The following is a 16,927-nucleotide window of genomic DNA, read 5'->3' as shown; positions in this document are numbered from 1 at the left end:
TCTTTTTATAAACAGGAAATAGATTCTGTAGTAAATGTTATTAGAAACACGTGTTTATACTTGATTTTTAATGAATTACATTTTTTTTTATTATTAATTCACTAAATTTATTTGAAATATTAATCCCCCTTATATAATATGAAAACACCTATCTATTATCTATTTGCTTTTTTGTTCGTTTTTGTTGGCTGCAAAAACAAAGAAGAACTTATGGGACAGAAAACTACAGAAGCTCCTGTCGCTAAAATAATCCCGAAAGAAATAATCACACACGGTGACTCTAGAACAGATAACTATTTCTGGATGCGTTTAAGTGATGCACAAAAAAATGCAGAAACTCCAGATGCACAAACGCAAGATGTTTTAGATTATTTACATCAAGAAAATGAATATACAGCTAAAACTATGGCGCATACCGATGCGTTTCAAGAAAAACTTTATGATGAAATGGTTAGTAGGATTAAAAAAGACGATGCCTCCGTTCCAGTAACAGATAATGGGTATTCCTATTATACACGATATGAAGAAGGAGGAGATTACGCTTTATATTGCAGAAAGAAAGTTGCAGAAAATGCTACAGAAGAAATTATGCTTCACGGACCAGAAATGGCAAAAGGATTTGCTTATTATGGTTTTGGCCCTCAAGCTGTGAGTCCGAATAATGAGCGAATAGCTTTTGCTATTGATACTATTTCAAGACGTCAATACACGATCTATTTTAAAGATTTAAAAACAGGAAAACTCTTAGCAGATAAATTAAGTAATACTAGTGGTGGCGCAACTTGGGCTAATGATAATAAAACTATTTTTTATTCCACAAAAGATCCAGAAACATTACGCTCGAATAAAATTTTTAAGCATGTTTTAGGTACAGATCAAGCACAAGACGAGCTGGTTTTTGAAGAAAAAGAGGATACCTACAGATGTTTTGTTTGGAAATCTAAATCTAAAGCCTATATATTTATTGGGAGTATGCAAACGCTATCTACTGAAATGCAATACCTAGATGCCAATACACCAAATGGGGATTGGAAAGTAATTCAGCCTCGTGAAAAAGTTTTAGAATATCAAGCAGATCATTTTGAAGACCATTTTTATATTCGTACCAATTTAGATGCTAAAAATTTTAAATTAGTAAAAACACCAGTTTCAAAGACTACAAAAGAAAATTGGGTCGATGTTATTCCGCATAGAAGTGATGTTTATCTTCAGGGTTATGAACTTTTTAAAAATTACTTAGTTGTAGAAGAGCGTAAAGCTGGATTAATTAATATTCGCGTTAAAAAATGGAAAGGAGAGGAGCATTACATTCCTTTTAACGATCCTGCCTATCTAGCGTATATAACTTCTAATTTAGATTTTGATACCAATATATTGCGATATAATTACTCTTCGTTAACCACTCCAGATACCGATTTTGAATATGATATGGACACCAAAACTTCGGTAGTTTTAAAACAACAAGAAGTTCTAGATCCTAATTTTTCAAGCGATAACTATGTTTCTGAGCGTAAATTTGCTACCGCTAAAGATGGTACGCAAATTCCAGTTTCTATAGTCTATAAAAAAGGCTTAGATAAAAACGGAAAGAATCCGTTATTGCTGTATGCATATGGTTCTTACGGCGCTAGTATGGATGCTGATTTTAATTCTTCGCGTTTAAGTTTATTAGATCGTGGATTTGTGTACGCGATTGCGCATATTCGTGGCGGACAAGAAATGGGACGCCAGTGGTATGAAAACGGGAAACTATTAAAAAAGAAAAACACCTTTACCGATTTTATAGATTGTGGCGAGTTTTTAATAACCGAAGGATATACCAATAGCGATCATCTATATGCTATGGGTGGAAGTGCAGGAGGGTTATTAATGGGAGCAATTTTGAATATGAAACCAGAATTATGGAATGGCGTAGTAGCAGCAGTGCCTTTTGTTGATATTGTTTCTACAATGCTAGATGAATCTATTCCGTTAACTACTTTTGAATTTGACGAATGGGGAAATCCGAAAATTAAAGAATACTACGATTATATGAAATCCTATTCGCCTTATGATAATGTGGAAGCAAAAGCATATCCTAATATATTAATAACAACGGGATATTGGGATAGTCAAGTACAATATTGGGAACCTGCAAAATGGATTGCAAAATTACGAGCCTTAAAAACAGATGATAATCTATTGCTTATGGACTGTAATATGGAAAATGGACATGGAGGTGCTTCTGGGAGATTCGAGCGATATAAACGTACTGCTTTAATGTATAGTTTTTTCTTGGATTTGGAAGGAATCACAGAGTAAATAGTAATACCAATATATGTAAAAGCCTAGATTTTTAATCTAGGCTTTTTTTTTTTTTTTTGGAATTGCAACTACTGTTAAACGAAAGTGTTTGGTAACTCGCAAATATAATTAGAATGTGCTCCTCGCTTTAGGTAAAGAGAGGTGGATTTATTGAAAATAAATTCGGAGAGTTTGGCTTAAAATGCGAAGCAATTTTCTTAATTTAAAACAAGGATAAAACCATTCTTCTCTCCTTATTTCGTCTCTGCTTCACTTATTCTAAAAGGATAAGCTTCTCTAATTTCCTTCATTTCTCTCGGCGTTAATTTGTCTTCTGTTTTGCGGAATTTATTTTTACTGTAGGTGCTTCGTAATTCATAATATGCTTTTGTGATTTCATCTTGTACTTGTACAAAAAGGTTATAGCTTGTACTTCTATCATTTTGAAGAGAAATAACAGCTTCGGTAGGTTTGTCTGAACCATGAACTAATTGTTTTCCGTTGCAATACAAACAAGTATTTTCTCCATTATTATCAATAAAATCTTTGGTTACATTTTTCACCTTTTGAAGGGGTACTAATTCATTTTCAATAAGAATTTCATCTTTTCCATTTAGAACAATTCGCAATACATTTCGTTCGTTTAAATCTACAGAACAATTCACATTTGGTGGACATTCTCTGGGTAATTTCCTGTTTATGCCTTCATCGGAAGCTATTGTGGTGGTTACTAAAAAGAAGATTAATAATAAAAATGCAATGTCTGCCATAGAACCTGCATTTACTGTTGGTGAAGATTTTGAGTATCTCATGCTAGTAAATATTTAAGATTAATAGATGTAGCTATTCACAAAAACAATACCGTAATTCTTGTACATAGCAAGATTAAAGTCTTTACTGGTGTGGTTCCGTTTTTACGGAATCGGAGAGTTAGTGTAAAAGATGCTTTTCAACTTAATTGCTTTAACTCCTCTTTCTTCCAGTTTTCTAAGGAAAACTAGAATTCATTCTCCTCTTTAAATAAGAGGAGAGCCACATGTTTACAGAATTTTTTCTAAGAACTGGCTCCTCTCTTTTGTTAAAGAGAGGTGGTTCCGTTTTTACGGAATCGGAGAGTTAGTATAAAATACACGCTTAAAATGAATTATTTTAACTCCTCTTTAAAATAAAGAGAAGAGCTATTTGTTTTGTAAGATCACATACAAAGCAAAAAAAAGCCAGTTAACATAGTTTGTTAACTGGCTTTTTAAAGAGTGACTAATTCTTTTAATGTGCGAACCTGCTGGTTCCTTTCCAAAGGGTAGTGTTAGAATTACAAAAACGAATAACATGTCTATTTATAAGGTTTTGCTCTTCTACAATACCACTTACTTTTTTAGATAATTTTGCTAATGTTCTCATAATTCTGGTGGTTTTTTGATTGATTGATTGATTGATTGATTGATGCTTTGAAGGAATATTTATCTGAAACGTCTTTTGCTATTCCAAGCATGACTTTTCGTGTTGTTTAAAGTTCCTGATAATTGGTTGTTGTTTAAAGTTCTCATAATATTTGTTTTTTGATGGATTGATGTGGTTTTATGAAATAATTATCTAAAACGTCTTTTACTGTTCCAAGTATGGCTTTTCGTAGTATTTAAAGTTCCTGATAATTGATTGTTGTTTAAAGTTCTCATGATATATGTTTTTTGATTGTTATACCTAATAGACGACACATATTTCAAATTGTTACAGTACTAGGTAATACATAATAGTAATTTAACATTTTTTAACATAAACGAACTGATTTGTTTACGTTAAAGAGAGTAGAAGCATAGGGAAAAAGCGCAGTAAGTAGTTAAATAAATCAAAAAGAGTATATTTTAATAGGAAATTTGAAACTTAGGAACGATTTTTGAAATCAGAGAATAGAATTATTCCAATATATTATGCGATTACTCTTTTTAATTATTTTATGTTTATTCAGTTTTACGCTTCAAGCGCAAATAGATAGTGAGCAAAAATCCGTTACTATTCCTGTTATAGAAAGTGAACAAGGAGAAATACAGGAAGAAGTTAAAGAAGAAGGGAAACCTATAAATAACCAAGGTTTTATTATTCCGAAGGAAGATAATATAAATGGTTTAACTGTTCCTAAACAAAATCAACCTACAGATTTACCAAAAGAAGAGTTTTCTATGTTTAATAAAGAAGAATTTGGTAATCCTGGGGAATTATATGAAGATCGAATTAAAAAACATGCCAGTTATACCGAATTAAAAAGGGAACAACAATATAGAGGGAATACAACCACACAGTTTTTTGGGGATCATACAACAAAGTCCAAGAATATCAATATAGTGTATAGAGATTATGGTGCTTTTGATGGCGATCATATTCGCGTATTTATAAATGGTGATGTTGTAAAAACATCTGTCCTATTAACGCCAGACTACAGTGGTTTTAAATTTAAATTAGTAGATGGCATTAATAAAATCGACTTTTTAGCTTTAGATACCGGTCAGGTTTCACCGAATACCGCAGAGTTTCAAATATTAGATGATTTTGGGGATGTTATTTCTGGAAATCAATGGAATTTAGCCAAGGGAGTTAAAGCCTCTATTATCATTATAAAGGAATAATTAACATTTATTTTTTAACTTTCTTTCCAAATACCCTTTAAAAACACCAAAAAGATGTTATTTTTGCACATCTTAAAAAACTATGGGGAACGTTATTACAACAACAGAACAAGAAGAAAATAAAGCTGGAAAAGACCTTTACAGCTACCAAAGAGGTGCAATTAACAAAATTTTTAAAGCATTCGAGGATGCTCCGGAAGACTATCATTTGTTATATCAATTACCAACTGGTGGTGGAAAAACAGTTATTTTTTCAGAAATTGTTAGGCAATATTTAAAACATCACAAGAAGAAAGTTTTAGTGATGACACACAGAATTGAATTGTGTAAGCAAACTTCGAGTATGCTTACTGGTTTTGGTGTAGAAAATAAAATTGTAAGTAGTAAAGCAAATCTAGAAGATCAAGAACAATACGGTTGCTTTGTTGCAATGGTAGAAACGCTAAATAATAGATTACAAGAAGGAAAACTAGATATTTCAGATATCGGATTAGTAATTATTGATGAAGCGCATTACAATTCTTTTACTAAACTTTTTAAGTTTTTTGAAAAGTCCTTTATTCTAGGAGTTACAGCAACGCCTTTAAGTTCTAATATTAAGCTCCCAATGAACGATAACTATAATGAGCTTATTGTTGGAGAAACTATAGAACATCTTATTCAAAATGAATTTTTAGCGCAAGCGGAAGTCTATTCGTATAATGTAGGATTAACTTCCTTAATTGTTGGTGCAAATGGGGATTATACCGTGAAATCTTCGGAAGATTTATATACCAATACCGATATGCTTTCTAAGCTTATTCAATCGTATGAAGAAAGATGTAAAGGAAAGAAAACACTAATCTTTAATAATGGTATTAATACTTCTTTACACGTTTATGACACGTTTAGAAGAGCAGGTTATCCTGTTGCTCACTTAGATAATACCAATACTAAAAAAGAACGTAAAGCTATTTTAAAATGGTTTCATGAAACTCCAGATGCCGTTTTAACTTCTGTAAGTATCTTAACTACTGGTTTTGATGAACCAACAGTGGAAGCTATTATCTTAAATAGAGCTACAAAGTCGTTAACACTGTACTACCAAATGATTGGTAGGGGATCTCGTATTTTAAAGAATAAATCGACTTTTCAAGTTATTGATTTAGGAAATAATTTACACCGTTTCGGACCTTGGGGAGCAGATTTAGACTGGCAACGTATTTTTAGAACACCTAATTTCTATTTAGATGGTCTTGTAAATGACGAAGAGCTAGAAGAAGCTTTTAGATATGAAATGCCAGAAGAACTTCGTGCAGAATTTTCTAATTCTAAAGATGTGTACTTCGATATTAAGAAAACATATATTGCTTCTGTAACCAATGGAGAATCTTCTAAAGTGGTTTTAGAACGTTCTATAATTCATCATGCAAAAATTTGTATTGAAAATTCAGAAGATGTTTATGATGCGCTTGGTCTTGCAAAAATGCTTGGCGACGATATCGATTACAGAATTGGCAGATACACCAAATGTATTAGTAAAAGTACGTACAACTTTGTCGATTGGTTAAAGAACGATTACCGACTAAAGCTTCGTGCGTATTTACGTGATAATTTTGATACCGTTTTTGAAGAAATTCACGGTAGAAAACCAGAATAAATACAAAAACATTATTTTATTTAATAGTTTAAATAAAGTATTTTAATACATTAAAAACCAACTATATAGTTGGTTTTTTTTTGTTTTATACTTCCTATGAAAAAAATATTGATTTTGTAGCATAGAATATTGTTAATTGCGTAGAATAAAAGATGCTTTGACAGCAAAAACCATTCAGGTCTTTTCTGTATAATACCTACAAGGTTTTAAAAACCTGGCAGGATATATTAATTGCTTAATATTTCAAAAACCAATTCTTTCGTGAGCTTTTCATTTCCCTATTTCCTGCGAAGGCAGGAATCTAATAAAAAAAACTTTGATTTTGTAGCATAGAAGATCCTTTGACTGCAAAAATCAGTTAGGTATTTTTTTTATAATACCTGCAAGGTTTTAAAAACCTTGCAGGATATATTAACTGCTTAATATTTCAAAAACCAATTCTTTCGTGAGCTTTTCATTTCCCGATTTCCTGCGAAGGCAGGAATCTTATAAAAAAAACGTTGATTTTGTAGCATAGAAGATCCTTTGACTGCAAAAATCAGTTAGGTTTTTTTTTATAATACCTGCAAGGTTTTAAAAACCTGGCAGGAAATATTAATTGCTTAATATTTTAAAAACCAATTCTTTCGTGAGCTTTTCATTTCCCGATTTCCTGCGAAGGCAGGAATCTAATAAAAGAATATTGTTAATTGCGTAGAATAAAAGATGCTTTGACAGCAAAAACCATCCAGGTATTTTTTTTATAATCCTGCAAGGTTTTAAAAACCTTACAGGATATATTAACTGCTCAATATTTTAAAAACTAACTCTTTAGTTAGTTTTTCATTTCCCGATTTCCTGCGAAGGCAGGAATCTTATAAAAAAACTTTGATTTTGTAGCATAGAAGATCCTTTGCCAGCAAAAACCATCCAGATATTTTTTTTATAATCCTGCAAGGTTTTAAAAACCTTGCAGGATATATTAACTGCTTAATATTTTAAAAACTAACTCTTTAGTTAGTTTTTCATTTCCAGCTTTCTTTCTTAAATCATCAAAAGTAAATATAAAATCACAACCAGATTTGTAAGCAGAACATCCATAAGCCGTTTTTCCTTTTATGACGGTTCCTTGTTTACATTTCGGACAAGTCAATGTATCTGGAATGGTAGCTTTAGCAGCCTTTTTTGGTTCTAATACCAATTGGAAACTTTCATTAAAGCGCAGTAAACCTTCTGCTGTTCCACTAGCTGTTTTAAATCCTTTTAAGTTTACTGTAGATCCTTTTTGAAATAATCGAATATATTGTTTTTCGGAAATGGTTTTACCTTCAAATTTAAACGGGATTACAAAGTCGCAAGTTTTCTTGAATTCGGAACAACCATAAGCCGATTTTCCTTTAATAATACTACCATTTTTGCATTTGGGACATTTCTCAGAAGTTAATCCTGATGCCTTTTTTACCGTTTTTTTCTTCGCTACAGTTCCAGTAGGTTTATTATTAACGGAAGATATATTGGCTATCTTCGTTTCACTTCGAACTTCGTATACCAAACGATCTACCATTTGTTTCATTTGTTTAATAAAACTTCCAGCACTAAAGGTTCCTTTTTCAATATCTTTTAACTGTTTTTCCCATTTCCCGGTAAGTTCGGCAGATTTCAGCATTTCATTTTGAATGGTATCAATCAGCTGAATTCCTGTAATTGTAGGAATCACTTGTTTTTTATTTCGCTTTATATATTTCCTTCTAAATAACGTTTCAATAATATTCGCACGTGTAGAAGGACGACCAATACCATTCTCTTTCATAATCTCACGCAATTCATCGTCATCTACTTGTTTTCCTGCGGTTTCCATAGCGCGTAGGAGGGAAGCTTCCGTATATTGGTTTGGTGGTTTGGTTTGTTTTTCTAAAAAAGAAGGCTCATGCGGCCCTTTTTCACCTTTCACAAAAGTAGGTAGCATTCCTGTTTCTTTAGAAGTAGCATTAGGTGTTTCAAAAACAATGCGCCACCCTTTTTCTAGAATTTCTTTTCCTGTAGTTTTAAACTTTACTTTTTCCGCTTTACCAACAACAATAGTATTAGATACTTTACAATCTGGATAAAACACAGCAATAAAACGACGGACAATAATATCATACACTTGTTGCTGATTGTATTGCAAGTTCATTTGCTGCCCGGTAGGAATAATAGCGTGGTGATCGGTAACTTTACTATCGTCAAAAACCTTTTTTGTTTTCTTTAATTTCTTACCATGAAGCGGTTCTGTTAACGCTGCATATTTTGTTAGATGTTTTAAGATACCTGGTACTTTAGGGTACACATCATTTGGTAAAAAGGTAGTATCTACTCTTGGATAAGTCACTACTTTTTGTTCGTATAATTTCTGAACAATCTTTAACGTTTCGTCTGCACTAAATCCGAATTTCGTATTACAATATACTTGTAAACCGGTTAAATCAAATAGTTTTGGTGCATATTCATTTCCAGCTTTTTTAGTCGTGGAAACAATTTCAAAATCATGTTCCTTAACAATAGATGCTAGTTTTTCTCCGTCTTCCATTTTAAGAAAACGTCCTTCTTCATAACTAAACAAAGTATCGCGATACATGGTTTGCAATTCCCAGTAGGGTTGTGGTTTAAAGTTTTCAATTTCTTTAAAGCGATTCACCAACATAGCAAGCGTAGGTGTTTGCACTCTCCCAACAGAAAGTACTTGCTTGTAACCACCATGTTTTACGGTGTACAAACGTGTTGCATTCATGCCTAAAAGCCAATCCCCAATCGCACGAGAAAATCCTGCGTAGTATAAATTATCGTAATCTTCGGATGGTTTTAAGTTGTTAAAACCCTCTTTTATCGCCTCGGTGGTTAAAGAGGAAATCCATAGTCTTTCAACTTTACCTTTATAACCTGCCTGATTTAAAACCCAACGTTGTATAAGTTCTCCTTCTTGTCCTGCATCCCCACAGTTTATTACAACATCTGCTTTATCAAATAAACTCTTTACAATTTTAAACTGCTTTTTTATACCAGCGTCTTTAGAAACCTTCGTTTCAAAACGCTCTGGAAGCATGGGTAGATTGTTTAAATCCCAACTTTTCCAATACGGTTTGTAATCTTTTGGTTCTTTTAATGTACAAAGGTGTCCAAATGTATACGTTACTGCATAGCCATTGCCTTCATAGTAACCATCACGCTTCGTATTTGCTCCTAAAACAGAAGCAATTTCTCTAGCAACACTGGGTTTTTCGGCAATACAGACTTTCATTTAGATATTATTAATTTTTTATTAAAGGACACATATTGTATTCCTTTAAACCGTTTATTAAACTATTATAATCAGGTATGAATGGTTCCTTTTAATAATTTTTAGAAGTTGCAAAATACATAAATTAAAATAGTATTTAAAGTGAAAAGACGTATCCGTTTTATGGAGTTATAAACAATATATTAGAAGGGATAAAATAGAATATATGGGATATTAACACTTTAATAATTTCATGGAATAATTATTTGTGGTTATATTTCGTTGCTACTGAATTTTGCAGTACTAATATCCTTTTTATGCAACACAAAGAAGCTATACTAGCTAGCCACCAACGTATTTTACCATATATACATCAAACTCCTGTATTGACTTCGGAAGGAATTAATGCTATTTGTGGCGCCAATTTATTTTTTAAATGTGAGAACTTTCAGAAAATGGGCGCTTTTAAAATGCGCGGAGCAACCAACGCTATTCTGCAGTTAACCGAAGCACAAAGAAGTAGCGGAGTAGTAACCCATTCTTCCGGAAACTTTGCACAAGCATTATCTTTAGCAGCAAAAAACTTAGGTGTTCCTGCCTATATTGTGATGCCAGAAAACGCGCCTCAAGTAAAAAAGGATGCGGTTTTAAGTTATCAAGGGAAAATTACAACATGTGCCTCTACTTTAGAAGCTAGGGAAAGCACTTCCGATAAAATAGCGAAAGAAACAGGAGCCACTTTTGTACATCCTTCCAATGATATGGATGTAATTCATGGTAATGCAACTGCTTGTTTAGAATTACTTCAAGCATATCCAGATTTAGAAATGGTAATTGCACCTGTTGGAGGTGGTGGGCTACTCGCAGGAACAGCGTTGGCAACCCATTATTTTAGTAAAAACTGTTTGGCAATTGGTGGAGAACCAACGGAAGCGAATGATGCTTTTAGATCGCTTAAAAGCGGGAAAATAGAAGTAAATATAACCACAAATACGATTGCAGATGGCTTAAGAACCCATTTGGGAGCCATAAATTTTTCTATTTTACAGAAACATGTACATAAAATTATTTGCGTCGAGGAGCAAGCTATTTTAGAAGCCATGCAGCTCATTTATCAACGACTTAAAATAGTAGTAGAACCGTCTAGTGCTGTGGCTTTGGCAGTCGTTTTAAAGAATAAGAATGTTTTCAGAAATAAAACGATAGGGATACTACTTTCTGGTGGAAATGTAGATTTACAAAAATTACCCTTTTAAAAAAAAATGCATATACATGTATAAAAGTAAGCCGTAATTTTTGCTTACAAGTAAGGAAATCAATATCTTTGGGACTTATTAATGAGTAAAAACATATTTTAGGTAAATTAATGGCAAAATCACAACAGACATTTAACAAAAGCGAGAAGGAAAAAAAACGTTTAAAGAAACGTGAGGATAAACGTAAGAAGATGGAAGCTCGTAAATCGGACAGAGAAGAAAATGGAACAGAAGGAATTCAGTTTGCATACGTAGATCACAACGGTAATTTAACAGATACGCCTCCAGATCCTGCTTTAAAAGTTAAAGTAAAAGCTGCCAATATTGAAGTAAGTATTCCTAAAACTTTAGAAGGAGATAAAGAAGCATTCGATCCAGTTAGATCTGGTAACGTTTCGTTTTTTGATACCTCAAAAGGTTTCGGATTTATTATTGATTCTGAAAACAACGAAAAATACTTTTGCCATGTAAGTGGTTTAATAGACCAAATTACAGAAGGTAATAGAGTTTCTTTTGAACTTGAAAAAGGACAACGTGGTATGAATGCAGTAAAAGTTAAAATACTTAAATAATCTATATTGCGACAATATTAAAAAAGCCTCTTATGCATTAAGAGGCTTTTTTAGTTTATATAACAATCGATGTATTCTTAATTGAAGTTGCGAAAGGAGCGGAGCAGAGCATATTTTCTCATGAACCGAAACAATTATTTTAGGCCTTTGTAATTCCGGTAGTAAATTCGAATATTTCTAAATCAAAATACGGAACAGCTGCTAAGCTGTGGTCAAAGATATCAGAAATGATATATTCATAATTTGCCCAGCGTTTATCACTACTAAAAGCATAAATTTCCAGCGGTAAACCTTGAGCTGTTGGTGCTAATTGCCTTGTCATAATAGTCATGTCTTTATTAATGGCAGAATGGTTTTCAATATAGGACTGTATATATTTTCTAAAAACACCAAGATTGGTAAGGTTACGACCATTAATTAATACCGATTTATCTATATTATGTTCTGTATTATAGGTGTCAATCACATTTTTTCTGTCTTTCAGATAATCTGAAATAAGTGCAATTTTTTTAAGCTTTTCAACGCCTTCATCCGTTAAATAGTGCACACTTGTTGCTTTTAAAAGAATAGATCTTTTAATTCGTCTACCACCAGAATCACTCATTCCTCTCCAGTTTTTAAACGAATCGGAAATAAGCGCATAGGTTGGAATGGTAGTAATGGTCATATCGAAATTCTGCACTTTTACGGTAGAAAGATTAATTTCTATAACATCACCATCTGCGCCATAGTTATCAAAGGAAATCCAATCACCAATACGAACCATATCATTAATGGATACTTGAATACTAGCTACAAAACCAAGAATAGTATCTTTAAAAACTAATATAATAATAGCAGAAGCGGCACCAATGGTGGTTACAAATTTCCAAAAAGAAATACCAGAAATAATGGCAAAAATGGAGAAAAGACCAACCATCCAGGCAAAAATCATAATTACTTGAATGTAGCTATCAATAGGTTTATCTTTAAAACGAGGAAGTGTTTTAAGATAATCTTTAATGGATTTTAAAACACTTCGCACAATCCAAAGTGTTAATATAATACCGAAGATTTGCAGCCCTTTTTCTATAATATTCTCTAGGAAAGGAAAATCGTCAAATACAACAGGAATGAACTCTAAAGCGATGATAAGCGGAATAATGTGCGCAATATTACGAGGTACTTTATTTTTAATAAGAATATTATCAAATTTTGATTTCGATTTTATTGCAAAAACATTAAAGGCATTAATCAGTATTTTTCTAATAAGAAAATCGATCACAAAAACCACAAGAAACAATGCGATTAATAAACCAAGCATATTAAGGTATTTGGCAGTGTTTTCCGATAAACCTAAATTAATGAGGTAATCGTATAATAGATGTTTGAATGATAAAAGATTTTTATAAGAATTCATGTATTGAAATTAGACTGCAAAAATACTTTATGTTTAACGACTATACGATAGATTAATTTTTTATTAACGTTTAAAATTAGAGTAGATAAAGTGCGAACTTTAAAAATCTATAGGAGATAGAATTCTAGGTTCCAAAAGGCGAGGAGTATCTATTTACAGTAAATTAAAAACAACGATTCCATAGGCAAAAATACGTACGATTCTTAGCGAACCATAAAGGATTACTTTTTTAAAAGGAAATTTTATAATTCCGGCAGTCATACAAGAAACTGCGAATGGTACAGGTAATAATGCACCTATAATAATTAGAAATCCGCCCCATTTTTTAGAATTGGCAAGCTGTTTTTCCATTTTCACTTCTAAATACCTATGAAAAGTTGGGTTTTTAGTACACAGTTGCCCTAAGCCATACGCTAATAAACCACCAAAATAAGACAGAATGGATAAGATAGAAAGAAATAGCCATGGGGTTCCCATTTTTCCTGCCCAAGCAATAAACATTTCTGGAGGTATAATACCAAGTATCGTTTCGGAAATGAAAAAGAAACCTAATACGCCATAAACGGGTAATACTTGTGTGAGATGGACTAAGGAAGCATTAATATCTATAAAGTGATTGAGCGTAATAAGGATACCGATTAGCAGCATTAAAACGGGTATTGCTTTTTTTAGGACCTTTAGAATGAAACGATACAATCCGGAATATATGTTGTATTCATGTACTATTTGTAGACGCGTTTTATCCACTTTAGAAGGATTTCTTGTAGGTTTCATTAGGTTAAGGTTTAGGTATTATTGGGATTAACAAGATACAAATATTCTATACAAATCGGATTAAAAGCGTAATTAATCGATTAAAAAACCGTTTTTTTAACATTAAAAGTATGGTTTAAAAGGAATTTCTTACGGTTTATTAATGTTTTGCTAGTTTATTTGTAATTAAGGATTTGTCATAATGTGGTATGAAATAGTAAAGATTAAATACTGAATATAGATTAAATATCTATGTTTTTAATACCAATGAAATCTATAGAGTAGTTCTTAAAAAGTCCATTTTACATACTATTAAAAATATAGATTAAGTATCTATGTTTTTAATACGAATTGGAACTAGATAGTGGTTCTTATAAATTCTATTTTACATAATATTAATTATAGTACAAATTATATGTAATACAATTAGATAGCTATAATTCAATATTATGTAAAATATCCCACAATCTGTTGTATTCACAATAAACGTTTGTACTTGGGTCATTAAACATTAGCTACAAGTATATTTAAGCTTTGTCATAACTTTCATATTCTGTACAATTGCTCAAGTATTTTTAAATACACGATTTATCAAGAAGCTTCAGAACTAGAAATTTGAACTATAATTAGTCGTTATGTAAAATATCCGCTGCCTATGCGCTCGATTGTTTTATTAAATCAAATTGCTCTGGCAATTTATTTAAAACACAATTTCCAACCGCATGCCAGCGCTATTTAAAAGCTAGAGTTTTCTTCGTTAGAAAATTCGCAGATTCAAGGAAATGTACGTAATAAAAAATTTTACGAGATTCTCGTGGATTGCCACAAGAGTATAAAATTTTCCCTCGCTCAAATCCTTGCTTAAAAATTTCTATACACTTGTTAACTGTAGAACTTCAATTAATCCTTTTTTAAAAATATTCTTATCTTTTTTTCTTGATAAAAAAAGAAACAAAAAAATCAAGGCTGCATAAACTTTTGGAAACAATTTACGGTTCATTCGCTATATTTTAGGAAACATTGGAACTCGTTTACATTGCTTTGAAATCCCTTGTATAATTGAAACATTTAAGAAACTGTATTACTAAACCCCTAAAATATCGACGCTCACTTCACCTTATTGTTTTACCAAAATTTTATGAGGCCAAGTTAAAATCGAGATTCTATTTTACATAATGTTATTAATCAATTTTAAGTCAGCATCAGTAAAATTACTCCATAAACCATTATTTACGGAATAATTATTTTGTTCAATAAAATAGATGTATTCAGATATAACAATTAATTTGAAGTCATTAAAGGTTTTTGATTCCTTATAATGATTTACTTCTAAATATATTGAACCAAAATTCTGGTAGTACCCTTTTTCTTGTTCATTAAGTATATCTAAGCAGCAAACATCAATATTGATATTTTGACAATTACTAATCGTAATTGAAAAATCGCCTTCAATTGAATGGAACTCTGTTAACAGGTCATCAATTTCATAATCCTCTCCTCTACCAAACTTCTTCTCTACTCCAATTAAAAAAGGAATTGTAAGACCAGAACCTATAGGATTCTTTGTAAAGCACCAATAATATAAAACTTTATACCATAAAAAATCTTCCATTTTATTATTATCTATAATTTGAAATTCATAATAGTATAAAACAAAAAATCGCAAACATTTCTTATAGCAAGCTCTTGGTCTTTCTCCTTATCTATACCAGCTGCATTTTTATCATAACCCCAATCACATACTCCTTTTATCAAAAGCCAATCTACTTCTTCTCTGTGACAAGCACTTACCAAACCAGCTCCTTCCATTTCACCACCTATAGCTTCTGGATATTTCAAAATAAATTTTTCGACTAGTAACTTATTATCAACTAACTTTTCTCCTGATAATACTTGGCCAAATCGTATGTCTCCATCATATTGCAAAGCTGCGTTTTCAAATCGACTCAACAAATGTATACTTGCAGGTATTGTATCACTTCTTTTGATTTCTATATTATCTTCTTTAACCTTCATTAATTCATAAGGTTCAATTTGTTTAGATGTTAAAACTGTACCTATTTCTTGACTATTTTGTTTCAGGCCAAATGCAATTCCAGGCATAATAACAAAATCAGGAGATATTTTTTTAATGGCATCTCCAATTGTAAGTGTTGCTCCAGCTGGACCACCAGAACCCATATTGCCAGTTTTTACCATTAGCAATTCACTATTATTGATTCTTCCAAGATTCCAAATAATCAGCTTTTCATATGAATCATTAGGCTGTGGTTTTTTACCATAACTTTTAGATTGTTTGAGCAGTTCTTTAGCTTCTATTTCAGTAGCAACAACTAAAAGAACCTTTTTATAATCTATATTTTCATAATCAGTATTTACAAGTATTGCAGCTTCATAATTTGGAATTTCAGTCCTATTATACTGAAAAGTTTGTATAAGAGGATGAACGTTCGGTTGAATTTTACTTCCAAAAATAAAAGCGCATGCAACTGGTAAACTAGCAAACAAATTTATCCTATTAACATTCGGATAGTTTTCAGAAATGCTTTTTAAAATTTCATGTGTTTTATTAGCGAAATCTGCCAAATCTCTTTGGCTAGAAAGAATATCATAATCTGGATTAGTTAATCCAAAGCTAATTTCTGCACCTACACTATCTATACTTAACCCTTCTAATGATTCTTTTGAAACTTTATTGGAAATAGATACGGATAAATTGAGAGTGTCTGCATTTATATTTAGTTCTTCAGTCTTTATGTCACTATAATTCAATTGTTTAATGGTGTCAAAAGAATAATACCATTTATGGTCTTCATGATGCTTAAAGAGACATATAATTTTGGACCAATTACTAAATAAAGATCCTAAATGTACTATTAAAGGTATGGGAGCAAACCCAGCATATACTACAGTATAATTTGGATTTAAGTCTAATTTAATTTTAACCTTTTCATCAAATTCCTTTACCTGTTTCCTAGATATATCATCCCAGTTTAAATTAGAAGCCTCTTTTATATCTATTTTTATAGGAGAGATTTTAATAAAATTTCTTGGTATAGTTTTTAAATTATCCGGAAGAGCATCAAGAATTTCCTTTTCTGATATTTCTGCGTGCACACAATGAGCTATTATTATTAGTCCTTCGGGCATATTATTATCTAATTTATTCATA

At 31.7% G+C, this 16,927-nt stretch carries 12 protein-coding genes; 5 read left to right on the top strand and 7 right to left on the bottom strand.

All coding sequences use genetic code 11. The features are described from left to right. Window positions 1–138 precede the first annotated feature (138 nt). On the top strand, window positions 139–2,301 hold the full coding sequence (locus ACVCXO_RS13070) for a S9 family peptidase (protein WP_452230033.1): 2,163 nt from the start codon (window positions 139–141) through the stop codon (window positions 2,299–2,301). 236 nt (window positions 2,302–2,537) lie between these two features. Here the strand turns inward: ACVCXO_RS13070 and ACVCXO_RS13065 are convergent, their stop codons facing one another. Continuing rightward, on the bottom strand, window positions 2,538–3,095 hold the full coding sequence (locus tag ACVCXO_RS13065) for an ExbD/TolR family protein (protein WP_452230032.1): 558 nt from the start codon (window positions 3,093–3,095) through the stop codon (window positions 2,538–2,540). Between the two features lie 454 nt (window positions 3,096–3,549). Then, entirely contained in the window at window positions 3,550–3,684 is a 135-nt protein-coding gene (locus ACVCXO_RS13060; protein WP_255564088.1) for a hypothetical protein, read from the bottom strand. Window positions 3,685–4,211: 527 nt separating this feature from the next. Here ACVCXO_RS13060 and ACVCXO_RS13055 point away from each other — a divergent pair. Both ACVCXO_RS13055 and ACVCXO_RS13050 read left to right on the top strand, forming a co-directional pair. Further along, the gene (locus ACVCXO_RS13055; RefSeq protein ID WP_452230031.1) at window positions 4,212–4,904 is read left to right on the top strand and encodes a hypothetical protein; all 693 of its coding nucleotides are present in this window, start codon (window positions 4,212–4,214) and stop codon (window positions 4,902–4,904) included. Window positions 4,905–4,986: 82 nt separating this feature from the next. Then, entirely contained in the window at window positions 4,987–6,543 is a 1,557-nt protein-coding gene (locus ACVCXO_RS13050; protein WP_452230030.1) for a DEAD/DEAH box helicase, read from the top strand. A 961-nt stretch (window positions 6,544–7,504) separates the two neighbouring features. Here ACVCXO_RS13050 and ACVCXO_RS13045 read toward each other — a convergent pair. Beyond that, a complete protein-coding gene (locus ACVCXO_RS13045; RefSeq protein WP_452230029.1) occupies window positions 7,505–9,796 on the bottom strand; it encodes a DNA topoisomerase 3 in 2,292 nt (763 codons plus the stop codon). A gap of 296 nt (window positions 9,797–10,092) precedes the next feature. Here ACVCXO_RS13045 and ACVCXO_RS13040 point away from each other — a divergent pair, with 296 nt between their 5' ends. Further along, window positions 10,093–11,031 carry a pyridoxal-phosphate dependent enzyme gene (locus ACVCXO_RS13040; RefSeq protein WP_452230028.1) on the top strand — a complete coding sequence of 313 codons (939 nt, stop codon included), beginning with the start codon at window positions 10,093–10,095 and terminating at the stop codon, window positions 11,029–11,031. Between the two features lie 110 nt (window positions 11,032–11,141). Further along, window positions 11,142–11,603, top strand: coding sequence for a cold-shock protein (locus ACVCXO_RS13035; RefSeq protein ID WP_452230027.1), 462 nt, complete (start codon window positions 11,142–11,144; stop codon window positions 11,601–11,603). A gap of 139 nt (window positions 11,604–11,742) precedes the next feature. Here ACVCXO_RS13035 and ACVCXO_RS13030 read toward each other — a convergent pair whose 3' ends face one another. The 4 genes from ACVCXO_RS13030 to ACVCXO_RS13015 form a co-directional block, all read right to left on the bottom strand. Then, a complete protein-coding gene (locus ACVCXO_RS13030; RefSeq protein WP_452230026.1) occupies window positions 11,743–13,002 on the bottom strand; it encodes a mechanosensitive ion channel family protein in 1,260 nt (419 codons plus the stop codon). Between the two features lie 153 nt (window positions 13,003–13,155). After that, on the bottom strand, window positions 13,156–13,776 hold the full coding sequence (locus tag ACVCXO_RS13025; protein WP_452230025.1) for a YqaA family protein: 621 nt from the start codon (window positions 13,774–13,776) through the stop codon (window positions 13,156–13,158). Between the two features lie 1,147 nt (window positions 13,777–14,923). Beyond that, a complete protein-coding gene (locus ACVCXO_RS13020) occupies window positions 14,924–15,367 on the bottom strand; it encodes a hypothetical protein (RefSeq protein WP_452230024.1) in 444 nt (147 codons plus the stop codon). Between the two features lie 11 nt (window positions 15,368–15,378). Continuing rightward, the gene (locus ACVCXO_RS13015) at window positions 15,379–16,926 is read right to left on the bottom strand and encodes an SAVED domain-containing protein (RefSeq protein ID WP_452230023.1); all 1,548 of its coding nucleotides are present in this window, start codon (window positions 16,924–16,926) and stop codon (window positions 15,379–15,381) included. Between the last annotated feature and the right edge of the window lies 1 nt (window position 16,927).

The sequence above is a fragment of the Lacinutrix sp. MEBiC02404 genome, from assembly GCF_053601575.1.
The sequence above is the reverse complement of the archived record's forward strand: the minus strand, read 5'-3'. Positions and strand labels throughout refer to the sequence as shown.

Excerpts from the sequence above, each read along its gene's own strand:
- ACVCXO_RS13070 (WP_452230033.1), top strand. The coding sequence starts at position 139 with ATGAAAACACCTATCTATTATCTATTTGCTTTTTTGTTCGTTTTTGTT.
- ACVCXO_RS13065 (WP_452230032.1), bottom strand. The coding sequence starts at position 3,095 with ATGAGATACTCAAAATCTTCACCAACAGTAAATGCAGGTTCTATGGCA.
- ACVCXO_RS13060 (WP_255564088.1), bottom strand. The coding sequence starts at position 3,684 with ATGAGAACATTAGCAAAATTATCTAAAAAAGTAAGTGGTATTGTAGAA.
- ACVCXO_RS13055 (WP_452230031.1), top strand. The coding sequence starts at position 4,212 with ATGCGATTACTCTTTTTAATTATTTTATGTTTATTCAGTTTTACGCTT.
- ACVCXO_RS13050 (WP_452230030.1), top strand. The coding sequence starts at position 4,987 with ATGGGGAACGTTATTACAACAACAGAACAAGAAGAAAATAAAGCTGGA.
- ACVCXO_RS13045 (WP_452230029.1), bottom strand. The coding sequence starts at position 9,796 with ATGAAAGTCTGTATTGCCGAAAAACCCAGTGTTGCTAGAGAAATTGCT.
- ACVCXO_RS13040 (WP_452230028.1), top strand. The coding sequence starts at position 10,093 with ATGCAACACAAAGAAGCTATACTAGCTAGCCACCAACGTATTTTACCA.
- ACVCXO_RS13035 (WP_452230027.1), top strand. The coding sequence starts at position 11,142 with ATGGCAAAATCACAACAGACATTTAACAAAAGCGAGAAGGAAAAAAAA.
- ACVCXO_RS13030 (WP_452230026.1), bottom strand. The coding sequence starts at position 13,002 with ATGAATTCTTATAAAAATCTTTTATCATTCAAACATCTATTATACGAT.
- ACVCXO_RS13025 (WP_452230025.1), bottom strand. The coding sequence starts at position 13,776 with ATGAAACCTACAAGAAATCCTTCTAAAGTGGATAAAACGCGTCTACAA.
- ACVCXO_RS13020 (WP_452230024.1), bottom strand. The coding sequence starts at position 15,367 with ATGGAAGATTTTTTATGGTATAAAGTTTTATATTATTGGTGCTTTACA.
- ACVCXO_RS13015 (WP_452230023.1), bottom strand. The coding sequence starts at position 16,926 with ATGAATAAATTAGATAATAATATGCCCGAAGGACTAATAATAATAGCT.